This window comes from Neolewinella persica DSM 23188 (assembly GCF_000373105.1).
Classification (GTDB): domain Bacteria; phylum Bacteroidota; class Bacteroidia; order Chitinophagales; family Saprospiraceae; genus Neolewinella; species Neolewinella persica.
The window spans coordinates 1-19761 of the sequence record NZ_KB890433.1 but is presented as its reverse complement, the minus strand read 5'-3'; the positions used below and the strand labels follow the sequence as shown (position 1 = coordinate 19761).

The window sequence follows — 19761 nt, the reverse complement described above, 5'->3', positions numbered from 1 at the left end:
ATACTACATCCGACCCACGGATACCATAACTTTACCGTATGAAAACGATTATAACCCACCTCTCTTTACTACTGCTACTGACCATTTCTGTCGGCCTCAGTGCTCAATCTACCGTGATTGATCAGGTTATTGCCCGTGTGGGTGGTGAGTATATTCTACTGTCTGACCTGGAAGAACAGTTTGCCCTGGCTGCCAGCCAGAGTAACGAAGAGCTGCCTGCGGATGCCCGCTGCCAGATGCTGGACCAATTACTGGTGGGTAAGCTCCTCCTCAACCAGTCGAAGCTCGACAGTATCGAAGTTACCGACGCTGAGGTTGAATCTCAGCTGACTGCCCGGATTGACCGCATTCTTAGCTACATGCAGGGAAGTATCGAACAGTTTGAAGACTACTACGGACAAAGCATTACGGCCACTAAAGAGCAGTTCCGGGAAGACCTGCGGGAGCAGATCGCTACGGACAGGATCCGTGGTACGGTGGTGCGTGGTGTTAAAGTTACCCCGGCGGAAGTCAAAGAATTCTTTGCGAATATTCCGGCAGACAGCCTTCCTTACTTCAATGCGGAGGTGGAAGTTGGTGAGATTGTAGCCCAGCCGGTTGCCAATGAGGCAACGCGCCTGGCTACGGTGGCTAAACTAACGGAGATACGTGAGGACATCGAGGCGGGCAAAATCACTTTTGAGGAAGCGGCGATGAAATACAGTGTCGATGGCTCCGGCCAGGGCGGTGGAGACCTTGGCTGGACCAAGCGTGGAAAGTTCGTGCCAGAATTTGAAGCTGCAGCCTATAACCTGGAGCCGGACCAAATGAGCAAAATTGTGCGTTCTGAGTTCGGTTACCACCTCATCAAACTGAAAGAACGCCGTGGTAACACCATCCGGGTATCTCACATTCTGTTGACGCCAAAGATCACGGAAGAAGACATTGAGAAATCCCGTATGTTTCTGGACAGTATCGGCAACCTGGTACAGGTTGACAGCTTCAGCTTCAGCTATGCGGTGAAGCGTTTTGGATTTGACAAAGCCCAGAGCTACAACAATGACGGCCGGATGACCAACCCTGTTTCGGGCAACACTTTCTTCGAAATCGGCGACCTGGACCCGGACGTTTACTTCACCATTGATGAAATGGAAATTGGCGCCGTCAGTGAAGTGATGGATTACAAAGGCCCGCGGGGAGAAGACATGCTCCGCATCGTTCAGTTGCAATCGCGCAGCAGCCCACACAAGGCTTCCCTGACGCAGGACTATGCCAAAATTCAGGACGCTACCAAGAATGCCAAGCAGCAACAATTCCTCAGCGATTGGATAGAGAAGACCATTGGTTCTACTTTTGTGATGGTAGACGACCGATACCAGCCCTGCCCCTCAGTGCAGAACTGGCTCAAGGACAGCCGTAAGATCGTTACGGGCAAGAAAATGGTTAAGAAGTAAGGAGCGAAAGGGGAAGTAGCCAATAAAAAGCTTTTCCCGCCACTACGCAATCTCGCTATAGTACCTGGTTCCTGAGCGTCCAGTATAAGGCGCGAACGCAGGATGCAATGAGCGTTGAACAAGCAGGGGAAGACAATCGTTTTCCACTTAAACCTACCTTGTAATGCCCGATCTTCCGCCACCACTACAAACGCTCCTGAATAACCCTCAAGCTCATCTTGAGGGTACTGACGTAAGGATCGACCTATCGTTGGGCCGGACATTGCTCAATGAGGTACTAGCCGCCCGGCCGGCCGATACGCCGGTGGAAGAATTATTCCTTGATCCGGAAAACGATAATACGGTTAACCTCCACCTTGAGGTTAAGGCGCCGGTTATTGGTCTGGTAAAACGGAGGATTACCTTCCGGCCCGGAGGGCCGGTGGTCTTCCCCAGCCAACCGTGGTTACATCTCGAAATTACCGATGGCTTTCGGTTTATGGACAAGCCCATCATAAAACTGATGCAGGGCCAGATTGCGGAAAAATTGCCCCGTGGTATCGAGCTCACTTCAGATCATCTGCGGCTCCACGTCCCTGCCCTGCTTACTGCTGCCGGCTACCAGAAGCTGGTTCCGATGATTAAACATTTACAGTTGCACAGTGAAGCGAACTGCCTGGTGATCGAGCTACACCTGGTAGCTTAGTGTTTTAGCTCCGTCTGATTCTCCCTCCTCTCCACGTCAACCAAACTAAAAATAAATTATCATGCACCCAGTACAAAAACACCTCTTCGACACTAATTTCCAAGACCTGGAGGGTACCAGGATAGAGGGTACCATTGCCTTAAGCGATGAACTGATTAACCTGGGCATCATGGATTTCCTCAGCGGTCTGAAAAGCACGCCAACTCCCCCTGCTTCCAAAAAGAATTCCACTGCACCTGCGGCTGCGCCTGACCCCAAGGCCTTGTTGGCCAAACTAGATATAGAGGTATTGCAGGTTAGTGCCAAGGAGGGAAAGATTCTTTTGAATATTAAGGCGGGGATTTGAGGTATGAGTGTACTTATACGCAAATAAAACACCTTTACCTTTAACTACTCTGATCCACCTCCCAGGCGCTCTTCAAAAGTTCCACAACCCTTTTCACGTCGATTTCTTCTGCCGTAAGAAAAACGTGCGATCCAATATTCTTCCGGGATCCAAAGTCCAGGAACCCTGAATGATTGAGTTTCTTGGCCTGGTTGAACCCTAATGTCACCCCTTTCCCCTGTCGCTTACCGCCCCAGGTGATACTTGCTGGCCACACGTAGCAAATTGCCTTAGTACCAAAGTAGAAGGGAGCACCGTAAGATTTTTTCTCCCTGATGTCCGGCAGTGTTTCGAAAATGAGTGCCCGTAATACCGAAGCAACCAGTCTTTCTTCTTCCGGAAGTCGCTCATACAATTCATCAAGATTGTCCGGCGTGTTTGCTTTCATAAATGGAGGAAATAAACTGCGAAAGCGGCTATCCAGAATACAATTCCGAATAGCCGCTTCCGACTGGCGTGCACGCCTCCTGACGCACACTTATATTATTAATCGATTAAAGTACTAGCGTTCGCCGTACTTATCCAGGCGGTAAGCAGCCTTCAGTTTCTCCTTGCGGCGCAGAACGCTTGGCTTGGTGAATTCCCGACGGTTCCGCAGTTCACGAATGACGCGGGTGTTGATGCTTTTACGCTTGTACCGCTTTAGTGCGCGGTCGATGTTTTCTCCTTCACGGACGTTGATGATCAGCATTTAGATGGATCTATTTTTGAAATGGAGTGCAAAGATAAGATTTTCGACTGATAATACAAACAGCTACGGAGAAAAATAACTACTTCTGGAAATTTGCTATGCGCGCCCGAAATTCTCTCATTAGTTCCTCTTCCACCTTTACCTGAATGTAGCCTTCAGTGCCTTATCTTGCTTGTCTCCCCTTAGTGTAGCCCTCAGTGTTCTTAATGTCTTAGTGGTTAAGTGGTTAACACCCCTACGGCTCTTACTGACTGAATGCCTTCAATGGCTACTCTTTCCTTTNCTANCTTCCCCTTAGTGTAGCCCTCAGTGTTCTTAATGTCTTAGTGGTTANNTGNTNAACACCCCTACGGCTCTTACTGACTGAATGCCTTCAATGGCTACTCTTTCCTTTACTACCTTCCCCTTAGTGTAGCCCTCAGTGTTCTTAATGTCTTAGTGGTTACCCCCCCCCTAAGCTTTAGCCAAAGTAATACCGAAAGTACTCCCCAATCCCGGTGAGGATCGGACATTAATGGTCTGCTGATGCGCTTCAAGAATATGTTTGACAATCGCAAGCCCCAGACCGGAGCCTCCTTTCTGCCTGCTGCGGCTTTTGTCTACCCGATAAAATCGGTCAAAGACGTGCGGCAAGTGTTTTTCCGGGATACCGATTCCGTTATCCGCAACCTCACAAAGGATGTAGGCATCCATGTCATAGAATCCAATTTTGGTGGAACCGTTGGGGTTCCCATATTTCAGGGAATTGGTTACAAGGTTAACTAATACCTGACGGATACTTTCCCGGTCAGCCTCCACCAGGAACCCGGTATCGGCACCGGGTTTAAAGCCGAGTTCGATTTTCATTTCTTTGCTCTTAAGGTCAACCTCATCGAGCACTTCCAAGGCAAGATCTTTGATGTCGAACACCTCTGTATCCAGAATCAGTTCTCCGCTTTCCAGCCGGCTGATCGCCCCCAGGTCCTCAACGATCGTTTGTAGGCGGTCAACGTTCTTAGCGGCTTTCTTGAGGAAGCTCATCGCTATTTTCTCGTCGTAGTAACCGCCTTCCAAAAGGGTATGTAAGTAGCCTTGTATGTTGAATATCGGGGTCTTTAGTTCGTGGCTGATGTCACCAACATAACGACGTCGGTATTCCGCGAATCGTTCGTACTGCTGTATTTTAATCTGTTGATTCTCCGCCCATTCTTCCACTTCCTGCTCCACATCATCAATGATCGGCTGATCCAGATCAACCCCTTCTTTTTTAATATCGGTGCTGATTTTTTGGCTGTGGATCGTTTTGTAGATCAGTTTGATCTTTCGGTAAATGTAGCGGTCCAGGTAAGTAAGGACCACCAGGTAGGAGAACCCCGTGGCGCCAACTGTCATAACGCCAATTGCGAACCAGGAGACGGCTGAAAAAAGGACAACCTTAAGTAAGAGACTAAGGCCGAGAATGGCTCCACCAATAGTAAGGGAGGCAAGCAGCGCAATCTCTCTGGGGGTACTGTTTTTAAGCACTAAAAAACGTATTTATAACCAATGCCCTTGATGGTCTTAATGTAATGATCACCTAGTTTTTCCCTTAATTTCCGGATGTGGACATCGATCGTTCTGTTGCCGACAATAACGTCCGCCCCCCAAACACGGTTGAATATTTCGTCACGGCTGAAGACTTTCCCGGGCTTCGAGGCCAGGAGGGTCAGCAAATCGAATTCTTTTTTAGCAAGCTCTATGCGTTCCTCTCCCCGGCGAACGATTACCTGCTCCAGATCAATTTCGATGTCTCCAAGCTTGATCACTTTAGGGGCAACCTCCTCTTCCCGAATATTCCGTCGGAGCAAAGCCTTGACCCGACTAAGAAAGACCCGGGGGCGGATAGGTTTGGTAATATAATCGTCACCACCAGTGTCTAAAGCGGCGATCTGGCTGTAGTCTTCCTCCCTTGCGGTGAGAAAAGTGATGATGGTTTTGTCGAATTCTTTGCGCGCGCGCAATTGACGGCAGACTTCCACCCCATCCATTATGGGCATCATAATATCAAGGATGATCAGGTCGGGTTCGAACTCGGCAGCTCTTTTGAGGCCAGCTTCACCGTTCCCGGCAGTTGCGACTTCATAACCTTCTTTGCGAAGGTTATACTCGAGAATTTCGAGGATATCGGGTTCGTCGTCAACCAGCAGTATCTTGGCCGGGTTCATATGCAGAGCTCTTAAATGATTCAGCTGCAAAATTAGGCCTTTTAATCTGGGTTACGATTAACTTACGGTTAAGCCAATGTAAATCTATCCTATGAAAACCATTTATTTTGTCAGACACGCAAAATCCAGCTGGGACGATATCTCGTTGGATGACCACGACCGACCGCTCAATGCACGGGGCAAACGAGATGCTCCGGTTATGGCTGATCGCCTGGCTGAGCTGCAGGTGATCGCCGACGGACTTATTTCATCAACAGCCAAAAGAGCTAAGGACACTTCCGAGGCCTTTCGCCTTGCCCTGAACATCTCCGCGGCCAATTGCCAGTATGACCGAAGCCTTTACCATGCCTGGCCAGCGAGTATTGAAAAGCGGGTGCGAGACGTTTCTGACGATTGGTCAACAGTGCTGTTCTTCGGGCACAACCCAGGCTACACAGACCTGGCCAATCGGCTCCAACACAACGCTTACATCGGTAATGTGCCTACCTGTGGCATTATTATGGTCGAAGCCGATATCGATAATTGGGAGGATTTCTCCTTCGCCGAAGCCCGCAGGGCGGGCTACTTTTACCCCAAACAGCAAGTATGACGCGTTTTATTGTCCTATGCCTGGTATTCCTAATGACTGGATGCACCAGCCCGAATGTAGGCCCGCCACCAGTTGATTTGGATAAACTAGCTCCCGTGATGGCGGAACTTCAGATCGCCGAAGCACTGGCCACAGAGGTGCCGGTACTCATCCGTGACTCCATTAAGCAGGTGTATTTTAACCGCGTTTTGGAAGATTATGACATGAATGAGGCCTCCTTCGACAGCCTGACCTGGTTGGTCCGGCAAGAGCCAATCTGGATAGACTCCCTGTACACCAAGATTGGCGTACTGTTGGCAAAATTAGAAGTTGATCGGGCCCAATAGCCGTTGTCCTGATCACCAACCAAATGGCCTTCTACCAGTATTTAAATCTGCCAGTTACCATTAAACGCTGAGTACCAGACCCTGAACCTCCCAGTCCTCAAAATTAATTCCCTCATGCCCCTCTCCCACCTAAATGCAGCCGGCCTCCCCGAAATGGTCGACGTAGGCGACAAAGCCATTACCACTAGAATTGCGGTGGCGGAAGCTACCGTAGTCTTGGGCAAAACCATCATGGCGGAGCTGGAAGGTAACGGTTTCAACACCAGGAAAGGGTCGGTTATCCAAACGGCGGTCATCGCCGGTACGATGGCGGTGAAGCAAACCTGGTCGGTCATCCCACTGTGCCATGCGTTGGATATTTCATCGGTAAAATTCACCGTCGATCCGGTGGATGTACAGTCAATGAAGATCAGGTGCACGGTAAAAACTGCTGGCCGGACCGGCGTAGAAATGGAAGCGCTCCATGGTGCCTCCATCGCCGCGCTCACTATTTACGACATGTGCAAGGCTATGAGCCATGACATCCGAATCGAGGGCTTGCAGCTGGTTAGTAAGACAGGCGGGAAAACTGATTATGAGAAAGCCAAATAGCCGGTGTTGGGGGCACCTCACTATGGTATACCTGCAGAACAAAGCGCAGCCAAATTAACTTCTGGTCGCAAAGCTCGTGGAGGTTACTTCCTTTACCCCATAATTCGGCACTTTGATTCCCTGACTATTTGACTAACTGCCTCCCTCCCCATGAATCGTTACCTACGCCAAACCATTCTTCCCGAAATCGGTCAAACCGGTCAGCAAAAGCTGATGGATGCCCATGTACTTATCCTTGGTTGTGGAGGCTTGGGCGGTCCGGTGGCCGCGTATTTAGCTGGCGCCGGGATCGGCAACCTGACGCTGGTCGACGGAGATCAGCCCGAAGAGACCAACCTCCACCGTCAGGTATTCTTTCAAACCGGTGCTACGGGAAATAAGGCGGCGTTATTGGCCAAACATTGCCTTAAACTCAACCCCGGCACCCGCGTCCGCGCCCACGAAACCTACCTGGAAGCAAATAACGCCCGGCAACTGATCGAAAATGCGGACCTCGTAGTAGAATGCACCGATCATGCCCCGACAAAGCACCTCGTATCTGACGCCTGTCACCTGCTCAGCAAGCCGCTGGTCTATGCCGCTGTCCATAAATACGAAGGCTACGTCGCCTTGTTCCCCAACGAAAGCAAGGACGACCTTCACCTGAGAGACCTCTTTCCCCTACCCGACCCCAACATTCCCGATTGTGCGACCGTCGGAGTTCTCCCCACAGCCGTTGGCATTATTGCCTTACTCCAGGCCAATGCCGCCCTATGCTATTTATTAGGCATTGGGGCCCCGCCCATTCGCAAACTCCTGACCTACAACGCTCTTGATAATAGTCAGCATCGTTTGGCACTAAGAAAAAGCTATACTATGCCCATCATTCCACCCTGGCAGTCCTCCCGTCCAAGCCGTGAAGAACTGGAAACAGATGCCACACTGGAAGATTTCCCAAACTACGATTTGGTCTTCAGCATGCTCGATGAGCAGCGGGAACCCGAACTCCCCCACGGCGTAATCCGCCTGACTAAGCGCAACCCCTTCGGCCAGTGCCTGGAACGAATGACACCTGGCGGTAACTACCTGATTTACTGTAATTCTGGTAAACTCAGCCTGATGCTGGCCTCCCAGATCAGGAAGCATGACCCGGAGATTCGGGCGGTTAGTTTGCGGACGGGGAAGCCTTGAGGATATAGTGTTCAGGATTCAGTTATCAGTGTTCAGAGTTTAGGGTTCAGTGTGCTGATACCTGATAACGGTCCCCTAAGGCCGTGCCCCCACCCAGTAGCTTCCGTCTTCCAGAAATTCTTTTTTCCAGATCGGCACGTGCTTTTTCAATTCGTCGATCACTTGCTCACAACCAGCGAAGGCTGCTGCCCGATGGTGACTACTTACGGCAATAATTACGGCAATGTCACCGATAGCAAGTTCCCCGGTCCGGTGATGTAAAGACACAGCATGTAGACCGTGTTGGGACTTCGCTTCGTCCGCAATCCGCTTCATTTCCTTTTCCGCCATCGGCGCATAGCTCTCGAAGTTCAGGTGCGTTACCGACTTCCCCTTATTGTGGTTCCTGATCGTCCCGACGAAGAGGCAAATACCCCCGCACGTAGGATCCTGTACGCTGGCGTAGCAAGCATCAATTGAGAGGGGATGGGGAGAAAGTTGGATCTCGGACATTAGTGTTTAGTTTTCAGGATTCAGGATTCAATACTCAGGGTTCAGTTTTCGGGGTTAATTACTTAGGATTCACAGCCACAATGCTGATCGTTGAATCCTGAGCTCAAACTACTGAACGCTGACTACTAAGTCCTACCCTCCGCTCACCGGCGGAATAATTGCGAGCGTATCACCAGGCTCAAGCGTCTCTTCATCATCGGCGTAAGCTTCGTTTCGGGCGATCGCAAAGCTGACCAGTTCGCCGAAGGCCGGGTATTGGGCCAGCAGTTCGGTCCTTAAGTCAAGCACTTTGGGGCGGGGCCGCAGGTGCAGGGTGATGGTAGCGGAGCCGGTGATGTCCCGGGCAATGCCGAAGCAGAGAATGGAATGGGATTGCTTCATATGAGCAGTAAACTTAATTTGGATGGGTGTGGTTGCGTCGTCAATAGTGAATGCGAGAATAATAGGGGGAGAGAGTGGCTCCCGCTGTTACCTCTCCTTACGCTGCGCTTAATCGCCAGGGTGACCAAGCGCAGCCTCATGAACGATCTTTGCGGCAGCTATTCTCTTATTCCACATTCCTTCATCCCCCCCTTCTCTAATTCTCTAACCACGGCCCCGCCAATTGCCAATGAAGCAGTGGCTGCAGGGCTGGGAGCGTTACCGACATTTACCAGCCCGTCTTCGGTATAAAACAGAAAGTCGTCGATCATTTCCCCTTTGGGGCCAACGGCCATGGCACGGACCCCGGCTCCGCCGGGCCTCAGATCATCCAGGGTCAGTGTAGGCATAAGCGGTAGTAAGCTTTTGAGGAAAGCTTGTTTACTGAAGCTTCGCCGCAGTTCCGTTGCCCCCTTACGCCAATACTGGCGCGCCATGGCCCGGAATCCGGAATAGCGAACCGTTGCCGCCAACTCCCGAAGGTTTACGGTCCGGTTGTCGTAGCCTTCACGGGCAAAGGCCAGTACTGCATTCGGACCAGCCTCTACCCTTCCATCGATCGTCGGCGTGAGATGTACCCCCAGGAATGGAAATGCAGGATCAGGAACGGGATAAATAAGGTGTTGCACCTTAGCCGCCGCCTCGGAGGTAAGCTCGTAGTATTCTCCCCGAAAGGGAAGAATTTGTACTGGTGGCTTCCTGCCGTTCATCGTGGTCAGCAGGTCCGATTGAAGCCCTCCACAGTTTATGAGGTAACGAGTCCGGATCTCTCCTTTAGAGGTTTGCACCTCAAAAGATTCCCCCTCTCTTTGGTAGCCCAGGACCTCCGTATTAAGTTGCAAAACACCGCCCGACCTGGTAAATACCTCAGCGTAAGCACGGGTTACTGCTTTATAGTCTACGATTCCAGCCTGAGGTACCCACAGGGCGGCAATACCACCGGTGTGCGGGCTTTGCGCCCTCATTTCAGTACCGGTCATCCATTGAAGGCCGGCCAGGCCATTGGCGATGCCACGCTCATGGATTTTCTTTAATCCGGGCAGTTCCTGCTCGTTGGTGGCCACAATGAATTTACCGGTAAGGCGAAAGGGGACATTTTCTGCTTCGCAGAAATCAAGGAGCAAATCGTAGCCTTCCCGGCACAGCCGGGCCCTGGTTCCCCCGGGCGGGTAGTAGACCCCCGAGTGAATTACCCCGCTGTTGTGTCCGGTTTGGTGAGCAGCTACCCGGTCGGCTTTGTCGACCACCAAAATGGACCAATCTGGCTGCCGCTCCTGCAAGCGAATAGCGGTGGCCAGGCCTACGGCACCTGCGCCGGTGATTAGGGCGTCGTACATAATTCTAGTCTTGTAGTCTGGTGGTCTTGTAAAGCTACCGTATGAGGAAGTTCGCTCCGTTCGTCAGTATTGACTCGTAAGAAACAACAGGTGTCTGAATAGAAAACATTTGGCATGGAATTATCCGTTATTAAACGCATATAAACGTAAGTATACGTTTAAAATACGAATGATCACCTAGCGATTGCCAATATTGGGGGCATGTTACCCTGAAATACCAAACTCCCATCAGGCTCCAAATTTAGGACCTGGACTGCTTACCAAAAAGCGTGTCGCCTTGCCTCCTCGATTTTTATTCTGACTAAGGGGTTTCCACAAGAAGAAAAATATAGCCTCACAGATCAAATACGACGATCATCAAGAGCAGTGGGTGCCAACCTGGCGGAAAGCTTTGCCAAAAGAAGGTACCCAAAACATTTCATCTCTAAACTTACGGATGCCAGTGGAGAAAATTACGAGACCCAAACCTGGTTAGACGCCGCTTACGACGCCGAATATTTAACAAAGGAACATTACCATCAGTACTTGCAAGCTTCCGAAGAAGTAGGTAAGTTATTATCCTATATGCAAAAGCATCCCGAAAAATATTGAAAAAATCCTCCTGCTGCTCCCCCCTTTGCGGTAGCCCTATAAGACCACAAGACTACCAGACTACAAGACTATTCCCTAACTTCGGCCCAATGTCAACCACCACCGAAGAAAATTACCTAAAAACGCTTTTGGCCCTTTCAGCTGACACCGAAGGAAAAGTATCGGTATCTGACCTGGCTAAAGCATTAGCGATCAGTACACCCTCAGCAAATAGCATGGTGAAAAAGTTGGCGGAACGTGGACTCGTATCCTATCAAAAGTACAAGCCACTGCAGCTGACCAAATCAGGTCGAAAGGCCGCCGCCCTCGTTGTCCGGAAACACCGCCTGACGGAGATGTTCCTCGTTGAGCAGATGGGTTTCGGCTGGGAAGAAGTCCACGCCATCGCCGAACAAATCGAGCACGTTGACAGCCCCGCTTTTTTTACCCGGATGGACGAACTTATGGGACACCCCAATGTAGACCCCCACGGCTCTCCCATTCCAGATGCCGAAGGCAACATAACGTCAAAAAACCGTCGACGCCTGAGTGAATGTGGTGCAGGAGAGACGGTAGCTATTATTGGTCTAGACCACAACTCTAATGAGTTTTTACATTTTCTGAACGACCGTGACCTGAGCCTGGGAACTACCCTCAGGATCCATCACAGAGAAGCCTTCGATGGCTCTCTAACCCTATCCTACCCCGGCCATGATCGGGTGACCTTTAGTAAGGTAGTGGCGGAGAGATTATTAGTAGGTTAGCTGGACTATTGGTGCTGTTGGTCAATTATTATTAATCTTTTGGTTTGGCAATAGTCCAATAACGCCAATTGCACCAACCCTAAGCTTCCTCCATTTTATTCCTATTTCTCCACCAAAGAAACGCAATCGTACCAATAAGCAGGTAAGGCATTCCAAGCATGTACATAATGCCGTTGTTGAGGCCCCGGCCCTCGGTTCCTCCATTGGCAAGATTAGACTCCGCAGTTGCCCGGCACATCGGACATTGCGCCAGTAATTCCTCTCCGCCACCCAAAAGGACGACCAGTGCAAAGGCACATACAATAAGGATCAGCTTTTTCATAAGGAAGGAATTTAAGAAGGGGAATAATTATTCAAAGTACCAATGGGCCAACAATGCCAATAGCATAATAGACCAATTACGGATAGTAACTCCGCAACATCAAATATACGACCGGCCCTGTGATAGCTACGTACAACCACAACGGCCAAACAATCCGGGCCATCTTACGGTGCAGCTCATATTTACCAACTAATGCCCGTACTGTCGTTAACAAGATAAAGGGTAAAAGGATGCCGGCTAACGCGATGTGTGACAGTAATATTGCCAGATAAACCGATCTGACACCTGAAACAATGGATGCTTCAGATGCCGACAAGATACCGTCATGGTCCAGGTCTCCATATTGGACCTCCGGAGTTGTAAAATGATAAACCACGTAGCATAAAAGAAAGAGAACCGATAAGCCAAGCGCTACACCATTCGCCTTTCGGTGAGCAACTACGTTCTTCGTTTTGATGTAGAACAAAGAAAATATCAAGGCTACCGCCGTCAGTGAATTCAGCACCGCATTTACGGCGGGTAAAAAGCCAACATCCCAACCCTCAGGCACGGGTAGTTTATATTGCCGCATTACACCGACTAAAAGCAAAACAACAAGGGTAACGCCCCAGACCAGTATCTTAAGTGTACGTTCCTTTTCGGGGTAGGTTTCCAGTTGTGGGTAAATATTCTTTTCCATATCAGTGCTTACAATTCGTTATCACGCTTTAGTACCAGCCCCGGTCGCTCAGGAAGCGGGATGATCAGGGATATGAGATTAACCAGACCAATGGTTTGGTTTCTCTCCGCCAGGTTATAATGCTTAACGATGGTTAAAGAGCTGTCTACCAACGCCACGATGGGGTCTTCTCCGGGGAGACTGGTCGGCAGCTTAAAGTCGCGCGCGGATTGTTTGAATTGTCCCGCGTCGGCCGCCAGAAAGGTGAGCATCTCCGCCTTTGGCAAGTGGTATTTCTCGGTAAAATCGGTCGCTGCTGCTACCGGGTTCTCCGCATTTACAATGGTCGTAAAGTACAGATTTGGGCTGTTCTCAAACTGCTGGTACAGACTGTCCATCATTTCTCCGTACTGCCGCGCAGCGGCAGGCTTGGTCGGGTCAAACCAGCCAACAACCGTCATGGCACCACGAGAAGACTTGGGGAGTTTCCCCTGCACCACCGTCAGGCTACTCAAGTCAGGCATTTCACCAAAATCCCCCTGCGTATTAATCGCTTCCTTACGGTAAGTATAACCGGTAGAAAGATAGTAATAAGAGACCGCCGGCAACCCGATTAACAGGAAAATTACCACCAGGGTGTTGAAAATACTTTTAGCGTTGGCCATAGTCAGTTACGTGATTACGCAAAGGTAACCACGTAATCGACGCTTTGATCACAGAAAGGACGCATTATGACTTTTAGGTGGGATTTCTCCCTCCTGAGGTCCGGAGGACCGTCTCTCGTAGCAAAGCAGTCCACGGCTCCGTATTCGTTAGATCGCTCACTAGTATCAAACCAACTTCAGCACCAGCTTACCCTTCTTTTCTCCGGTGAATAAGCGCGTAAAGGTCTCATAGAAATTCTCGATTCCTTCGTAAATATCCTCTCGGCTCTTAAGTTTTCCCGCTGCCATCCACTGTCCCATTTGGAGCGCAGCTTCACCGTATTTCGGCGCGTAATCAAACACCACCATTCCTTGCATCGTGGCTCGGTTCACCAGCAAGGAAAGGTAGTTCTTAGGCCCCTGAACATTCTCTCTATTGTTATACTGACTGATGGCGCCACAGATGACAATGCGCGCATTCATCTTCAGGCGGGCCAGGCAGTGGTCCAGTATTTCGCCACCTACGTTGTCGAAATAAACGTCCATCCCTTTGGGACAGTGCGTCTTCAGCCCTGCGGCAACACTTTCGTTTTTGTAGTCGATGCAGGCATCAAAGCCCAATTCTTCCACCACATACTTACACTTATCCGGTCCGCCGGCAATACCAACAACGTGGCAGCCTTTGATTTTCGCTATCTGACCAACGATACTGCCAACGGCACCAGCCGCACCAGACACGACTACGACGTCGCCTTCCTTAATCTTACCTACTTCCAGGATGCCGAAATAAGCGGTCATGCCCGGCATCCCAAGCGTACCGATATAAGTAGGCATCGGTGCTAATCGGGTATCGACCTGGTAGTAGTTCGTCCCGTCAGTAATGGAGTATTCCTGAACGCCGCCCCAACCGGACAGCACATCACCTACCTTAAAGGTTGGGTGGTTATTTGCTTTGATTACCTCGCCAACCGTACCGGCACGCATCACCTCTCCCAGTTGAACGGGCGGGATGTAGGAACGGGCGTCGTTCATCCAGCCACGCATCGCCGGATCCAGCGAAACGTATTGGTTGCGGATTAATACTTCTCCATCCTTCAATTCGGGTACTTCCGTTTCCGTTAGGGTCCAGGTGTCCTTTGTCGGCATTCCGACGGGGCGATGGGCAAGAATTTGTTGGCGATTGGTCATGGCTAAATTTATTTTGGCCCAAGATAATCTTTTGGGCGCGGACGCGGGTGCAGTGGGAGGATCTTAAAGCAGCTTACGTTCGGGAGGCGCCAACCAACTGATCGGTCGGGGCGATGTAGCCCGGTTACAGAGTGCCCATGTGGATACCCCGGAATTGGAAGAAGTCCTCAACTTTATCGTTAACCATCATCGTTACGTAGAGCCCTACCTGCTGCCGGAATACAATACGGATGAGGAAATGGCCAAGTCCGACTCCACCTCCTACCCATTAGCTTAGAAATTTAAGGGGTTGACGAACTCTTTATTATCTTTATACTGAATTTTTTACGCCGTCCGACCACGGCCCTTTTCTGATAATCTCTTGAGTAAGCAAAATATGAGACGACCTTTACCCCCCATGGGCTCACAGCCTATGCTAGTTTCCGTTTTCCCAAAGTTGACGAAACGTAGCGCCAATTCAAAGCGTTTTTTCTATTTGTTATTAACTGCGGTAGTTCTTTCCTCAACAGCTATCCATGCTCAGGTTTCAGACTTGGGCAACCCCAGGAGTTGGGCGGTAGCCGATAAGGACTTGGCCGCATCTTCCGTTATGGAGATGCCTGCCTTTAATTTAACCGCCGTTCAGGCAGAAGATCAGATCAATGATGGCCTTAAAGACCGCCCATGGCGATTTGGCTATGAACACAAGGTCAATATTGATGTACTGGAAGCGGCGGATGTCCACACCATTCCTGGCGTGGGTACTATTTACCGCCTTGGCATTTCCTCGGCCGGTGCAGCAACCATCAACGTGGTTTTTTCCGATTTCCGACTTCCGGTAGGGGCTAGCCTCCATTTGTATGCTGCGGATCGCAATCATGTTGTGGGTGCCTATACCTTTGCCAATAACCATGTCTCGGGGCAACTAGGAACGGATTTAGTCACTGGTGACGACATTATTGTGGAGTATTTTGCTCCAGCAGGAGCCGGCGATTATACTGACTTGACCATTAGCCATGTCGTGCATGGTTACCGAAGTCCCTTCGTCCATGCGCAGAATACAATGAAAGCCCTCAATGATTCCGGTGACTGTAACGAGGATGTCAATTGCCCGTCAGGAAATGGCTGGGACGATCAAATTCGATCTGTCGGCTTGTTGTTTACCGGTGGAGGCACCTGTTCCGGGGCCATGATCAACAATACAAGTAACGACCGGACGCCTTATTTTCTAACCGCTCGTCACTGTGGCTCGAGCTATGGTAGCTGGGTTGTTCGCTTCAATTGGGAAAGTACGGTACCCGTTTGTTCTTCAACGGCGAATAGCGTAGACCCTGGCCCCCCCTATGATCAAACCGTTAACGGGGCCACATTGAACGCGACGAATTCCGGTTCCGATGTAACCCTGGTTACCCTGGACAACCTTTCTTCGACCCTAATGGCTCAATGGAATATATATCTGGCCGGCTGGGATCGTTCAGATGTAGCGCCGACCAGTTCTACGGGGATTCACCACCCCAGGGGTGATGTGAAAAAGATTTGTCATGATGATGACGCGGCTACCCAAAACACCATCAATTTTAACGGCAATGGTGCGGCCATGATGTGGCGCATAGCTGACTGGGATGAAGGGGTGACCGAGCCCGGCTCCTCCGGTTCTCCCTTATTTGACCAGAACAAGCGGATCATTGGTCAGTTGTGTTGCGGTGCGGCGGCCTGTTCCGGAACAGACGATAATGATACCTATGATCACTACGGACGCTTCGGCATCTCTTGGAATGGCCCCGCTGCATCCGCTCGTTTAAGCGATTGGCTGGACCCGGGCGCTACCGGAGTAAGTGTTCTCGATGGTATCCAGGGAGCATCGAACGACCTGCTCGCGGGTGCAATCCCGATTGACTGTGGCCAAACGATTGACGGCTCCACTGTTGGCGCAACGGTTGATAGTGATGTTAGCACAAATTGTGGAACAAGTATCACGGCACCAGGAGTATGGTACTCCTTCGTCGGCGGTGGTGGCAATGTGACCCTGTCTACTTGTAATCAGGCAGCCTATGATTCCAAGATTTCGGTATTCGTCGACGATTGTGTCGATGGCATCACTTGTGTGGGCGGTAATGATGATGGCCCAGGCTGCGTTGGGTTTACTTCTGAAATAACTGTCGGAACCGAAACCGGGCGGACCTATTATGTATTGGTCCATGGTTTTGGCGGTGCGAGTGGGGCCTTCTCGTTAACCATCAGTGGAAGCTGTGGTACGTTGGGAGAATGTAATCAACCCCCCGTAGCCGTCTGCCAACCCGTTACCGTAAACGCCGACGCTAACTGCATGGCCACAGTCGCCGCCGAAGCATTCGATGGCGGTTCCACAGATCCCGATATGGATATGCTAAGCTTCAGCGTTGATCCGACGGGGCCATTCCCACTTGGCACAACGGACGTAACGCTTACCGTTAGTGACGGCGCTGAGATGAGCCAGTGTACTACTACCGTTACAGTGACCCAAGTCCCGTTTTCATGCCCAGAAGATTTCGAAGTATTCCTGGATGAAAACGGGAACGCAGCAATTATCCCGTCCGAGTTACTTGTATCCGAAGTTGCTGTACGTGATAGCATCGGTTTTACCGGTGAACTGGCACGATACACTATCCCGGAAGGTGTTGATCAGGTGATTATTACCGCTGCTGGAGGAAATGGAGGCATGGCAGCTGATACCAATTTTGGCACCATTTTCGTTGGCGGACTGGGGGCTATAATACGTGACACTTTTTCGATCACTACCGAACGGAATTTACAGTTGGTAGTAGGCGGAGCGGGTAGCACCAATACCAGTAGAGCTGAGGCTGCAGGTGGCGGTGGAGGTACTTTTGTCGTTTTTGGGACCAGTGGATTTGGAGAATTTGTACCCGCGAACGCTATTATTATTGCCGGTGGTGGCGGCGGCGGTGAAGCCAATTCCGTAGCTCAGGGTAACGGAGAAAACAGTTCCATAGTAGAAGCAACCGCCGATGGTGGCGGAGGATCTGGCAGTGCTAACGGTGGTAGTGGTGGCGCTAGCTTAATGAACAATGGCAGCGGAACCTTGGGCGGCTCTTCTATTCTTTCCGGCGGCCAGGGTGGCGGCGGTTTAGCAAGGGGCGGCTTCGGCGGCGGCGGCGGTGCCCGTGGTGCCAGTGGCGGCGGTGGCGGTGCTAGTGGCGGCAATGCTCCGACCGGTGCCGGCACATCTTTTTCTGGTGGGCTAGACTTTGAGATACTCGGGCTTAATGCTGGCAATGGTTACGTCATCATCGAATATGTAGTCCTGCGTACTTTTGAAGACAACGTTGTTCTCAACCCTACCTCCTTCACTTGTGCCGACCTTGATCAAAATACGGTCACGGCCACCCGAGGCATCGGAGACTGTTTGGTAACGTGTGACTTTACCGTAACGGTCCGCGATACCTTCGTCCCCACCATCGTCTGTACTATCGATACCACAGTCTACCTGGATGGCACCGGCACCGTTGAACTCGACGCCGCCGGCCTGCTAATCTCAGCTACGGACAACTGCGCGGTCATCGATACGACTGATGCCGGTGTGCTAACCTTCGGTTGTGATGCAGTAGCAACTTCTCCTAACCTGCTGGAGAATGCGGTAACCATTACCGATCCAAGTAATAATTCCGTCAGTTGCAACGTGAACGTCACGGTGCTCGATACGATCCCGCCGGTGATCCTATGTGAAGACGTTACGACATACCTAGACAGCATGGGAAGAGTCGATATACCAAGTGGAATAGTTATCCTGACGGATAACTGTGGTCTAGGTGGCACCGGCAGCGGTGGCGGTTGTGGCCGCAATTGTACTGCAGGTGTCCGAACGATAGAAGTAGCTACTAATGATTTGAGCGGTAACACTAACAGTTGCAGTTATCAACTAATCGTCATCGACACAATTGCACCAATCATCGTTTGCGAAGCCATTACGGTGGCGCTGGATAGTATGGGCATGGCAATAATTGCTGACGACGATGCGCTGATCAGCATTTCCGATAATATTGATACTGATCTCTCAGGTCCTTTCACCGTTGGAGGGGTCAACTCCCGGAGATTTGATTGTTCCTCCCTGGGATCGACCTTCCAGCGGACTATGTTCGCTACGGACCTGAGTGATAATCGGGGCGAGTGTACCTACGACGTTTCCGTCATTGATACCATCGCGCCGGTGGTCGTGGCCAACGACACCACGCTCTACCTCGATGCAAACGGTATGGCCTTTCTGGAAATCGAAGACTACGCATATGCGGTAAGCGATAATTGCAGCGCTACGGTTACGGACATCTTCCGTTTCGGCGCTTCAGGACCCACTATGAATACACTGGGCGGGGACGCAGGTGCAGGGAATGGACAAGAGGCAAAGTCCCGCGATCAGGTCTTGTCTTTCACCTGTGACGACGTTGGCAACGTCAACCTCCGCGTACGCATCGTGTCTACCGATCCTTCCGGGAACGAAACCAGCGACACCATTATCGTTACGGTGCTGGACACCATAGCCCCTGATGTTGTCTGCCTGGACATTGAAGTATTCCTCGACGAAAACGGCTTCGGCGGCTACGCAGAATTAGAACTTTTTACCGCCACGGACAACTGTTCCGTTGACTTAGCACCCTTCGACCAGGCCTTCCCGGTTGACTGTGACGACATCGGTGTCATCAACGTTCCGATTACGGTCTTTGACGTCAACGGCAACAATGACACCACTTGTATGGCCACGGTTACCGTTGCCGATACTACCCGCCCTGTCTTGGCCTGCCCCGCTGAGGTAATCGTTTACCTCGACGACAATGGCGTAGCCAATGTCACCGATACCGTCGGCCTCTTGATTACCCTGTCCGATAACTGTACGGACTCCGCCGCCATAGTCCTCACCCTCGACGCCCCAATGCTGGGTTGTGACGGCGTAACAGGAGCCGCTACTTTGACGGCAACTGACGCGAATGGCAATGACGCTACCTGCATGGTCACCTTGATACCGCGAGACACTACCCCGCCAAACGCAGTTTGTCTGGACATCACCGTTCAGCTCGATGCTGCCGGTAATGGTTCGATCGCTTCTGCTGATAACACCACCTCGCAGATTGATGGTGGCTCCACCGACAACTGTGATCCCCTGACTTTTGCAGAAAGCATGACCGAGTTCACCTGCGCCAACGTTGGCCCGAACACGGTTACCCTCACCGTAACNGATCCCTCCGGTAACATGTCCACCTGTGACGCTGTGGTTACCGTTGAGGACAATGTTCCTCCCGTGATCACGGTTACCCCCCAAACGGTGGTACTGAGCGACGACGCCGG

Annotated in this window: 20 protein-coding genes and 1 pseudogene; 10 read left to right on the top strand and 11 right to left on the bottom strand. The window is 51.0% G+C overall.

Translation table 11 applies throughout. From position 1 onward, the window contains the following. The first annotated feature begins 38 nt into the window (after window positions 1-38). The 3 genes from B036_RS0113525 to B036_RS0113515 all read left to right on the top strand — a co-directional run bounded on the left by B036_RS0113525 (window position 39) and on the right by B036_RS0113515 (window position 2464). A complete protein-coding gene (locus B036_RS0113525) occupies window positions 39-1433 on the top strand; it encodes a peptidylprolyl isomerase (protein ID WP_020569259.1) in 1395 nt (464 codons plus the stop codon). Window positions 1434-1596: 163 nt separating this feature from the next. Continuing rightward, entirely contained in the window at window positions 1597-2118 is a 522-nt protein-coding gene (locus B036_RS0113520) for a hypothetical protein (protein ID WP_020569258.1), read from the top strand. Window positions 2119-2179: 61 nt separating this feature from the next. After that, a complete protein-coding gene (locus B036_RS0113515; RefSeq protein WP_020569257.1) occupies window positions 2180-2464 on the top strand; it encodes a hypothetical protein in 285 nt (94 codons plus the stop codon). A 40-nt stretch (window positions 2465-2504) separates the two neighbouring features. Here the strand turns inward: B036_RS0113515 and B036_RS0113510 are convergent, their stop codons facing one another. The 4 genes from B036_RS0113510 to B036_RS0113495 form a co-directional block, all read right to left on the bottom strand. After that, entirely contained in the window at window positions 2505-2891 is a 387-nt protein-coding gene (locus tag B036_RS0113510; RefSeq protein ID WP_020569256.1) for a DUF1801 domain-containing protein, read from the bottom strand. Window positions 2892-3005: 114 nt separating this feature from the next. Next, window positions 3006-3194, bottom strand: coding sequence for a 30S ribosomal protein S21 (rpsU, locus tag B036_RS0113505; RefSeq protein ID WP_020569255.1), 189 nt, complete (start codon window positions 3192-3194; stop codon window positions 3006-3008). Window positions 3195-3647: 453 nt separating this feature from the next. Beyond that, the gene (locus B036_RS0113500; protein ID WP_020569254.1) at window positions 3648-4697 is read right to left on the bottom strand and encodes a sensor histidine kinase; all 1050 of its coding nucleotides are present in this window, start codon (window positions 4695-4697) and stop codon (window positions 3648-3650) included. Next, window positions 4697-5377 (bottom strand): response regulator transcription factor, encoded by a 681-nt coding sequence (locus tag B036_RS0113495; RefSeq protein ID WP_020569253.1) that lies wholly within the window; start codon window positions 5375-5377, stop codon window positions 4697-4699. The genes B036_RS0113500 and B036_RS0113495 overlap by 1 nt, the downstream gene beginning before the upstream one ends. 91 nt (window positions 5378-5468) lie before the next feature. Here B036_RS0113495 and B036_RS0113490 point away from each other — a divergent pair, with 91 nt between their 5' ends. From B036_RS0113490 to B036_RS29290, 4 genes are all read left to right on the top strand, one after another. Further along, a complete protein-coding gene (locus B036_RS0113490; protein ID WP_020569252.1) occupies window positions 5469-5966 on the top strand; it encodes a SixA phosphatase family protein in 498 nt (165 codons plus the stop codon). Beyond that, on the top strand, window positions 5963-6292 hold the full coding sequence (locus B036_RS29295) for a hypothetical protein (RefSeq protein ID WP_020569251.1): 330 nt from the start codon (window positions 5963-5965) through the stop codon (window positions 6290-6292). Before B036_RS0113490 ends, B036_RS29295 begins: the two co-directional genes overlap by 4 nt. Window positions 6293-6406: 114 nt before the next feature. Continuing rightward, entirely contained in the window at window positions 6407-6883 is a 477-nt protein-coding gene (moaC, locus tag B036_RS0113480) for a cyclic pyranopterin monophosphate synthase MoaC (protein WP_020569250.1), read from the top strand. Between the two features lie 150 nt (window positions 6884-7033). Continuing rightward, window positions 7034-8053 carry a HesA/MoeB/ThiF family protein gene (locus tag B036_RS29290; RefSeq protein WP_020569249.1) on the top strand — a complete coding sequence of 340 codons (1020 nt, stop codon included), beginning with the start codon at window positions 7034-7036 and terminating at the stop codon, window positions 8051-8053. Between the two features lie 75 nt (window positions 8054-8128). Here the strand turns inward: B036_RS29290 and B036_RS0113470 are convergent, their stop codons facing one another. The 3 genes from B036_RS0113470 to lhgO all read right to left on the bottom strand — a co-directional run bounded on the left by B036_RS0113470 (window position 8129) and on the right by lhgO (window position 10302). Then, window positions 8129-8545, bottom strand: a complete 417-nt coding sequence (locus B036_RS0113470) for a molybdenum cofactor biosynthesis protein MoaE (RefSeq protein ID WP_020569248.1) — start codon at window positions 8543-8545, stop codon at window positions 8129-8131. Window positions 8546-8677: 132 nt separating this feature from the next. Beyond that, entirely contained in the window at window positions 8678-8926 is a 249-nt protein-coding gene (locus B036_RS0113465) for a MoaD/ThiS family protein (RefSeq protein ID WP_020569247.1), read from the bottom strand. 158 nt (window positions 8927-9084) lie between these two features. Further along, window positions 9085-10302 carry an L-2-hydroxyglutarate oxidase gene (lhgO, locus tag B036_RS0113460; protein ID WP_020569246.1) on the bottom strand — a complete coding sequence of 406 codons (1218 nt, stop codon included), beginning with the start codon at window positions 10300-10302 and terminating at the stop codon, window positions 9085-9087. A 264-nt stretch (window positions 10303-10566) separates the two neighbouring features. Between lhgO and B036_RS29285 the strand changes: the two are divergent. Then, a pseudogene (locus tag B036_RS29285) lies at window positions 10567-10893 on the top strand (four helix bundle protein); the annotation flags it as partial. Window positions 10894-10982: 89 nt separating this feature from the next. Next, window positions 10983-11636: a metal-dependent transcriptional regulator gene (locus B036_RS0113450; RefSeq protein WP_020569244.1), complete on the top strand. Its 654-nt coding sequence runs from the start codon at window positions 10983-10985 to the stop codon at window positions 11634-11636. A 79-nt stretch (window positions 11637-11715) separates the two neighbouring features. Here the strand turns inward: B036_RS0113450 and B036_RS0113445 are convergent, their stop codons facing one another. From B036_RS0113445 to B036_RS0113430, 4 genes are all read right to left on the bottom strand, one after another. Next, window positions 11716-11958, bottom strand: a complete 243-nt coding sequence (locus B036_RS0113445) for a hypothetical protein (RefSeq protein WP_020569243.1) — start codon at window positions 11956-11958, stop codon at window positions 11716-11718. Between the two features lie 76 nt (window positions 11959-12034). After that, window positions 12035-12637, bottom strand: a complete 603-nt coding sequence (locus tag B036_RS0113440) for a DUF420 domain-containing protein (RefSeq protein ID WP_020569242.1) — start codon at window positions 12635-12637, stop codon at window positions 12035-12037. Window positions 12638-12645: 8 nt separating this feature from the next. Then, on the bottom strand, window positions 12646-13281 hold the full coding sequence (locus B036_RS0113435) for a hypothetical protein (protein WP_020569241.1): 636 nt from the start codon (window positions 13279-13281) through the stop codon (window positions 12646-12648). A gap of 165 nt (window positions 13282-13446) precedes the next feature. Further along, complete coding sequence (locus B036_RS0113430; RefSeq protein WP_020569240.1) at window positions 13447-14448, bottom strand: NADP-dependent oxidoreductase; 1002 nt, start codon at window positions 14446-14448, stop codon at window positions 13447-13449. Window positions 14449-14587: 139 nt separating this feature from the next. On the opposite strand from B036_RS0113430, the gene B036_RS33270 reads away from it, so the two are divergent. Then, complete coding sequence (locus B036_RS33270) at window positions 14588-14725, top strand: hypothetical protein (protein ID WP_020569239.1); 138 nt, start codon at window positions 14588-14590, stop codon at window positions 14723-14725. Window positions 14726-19761: the final 5036 nt, after the last annotated feature.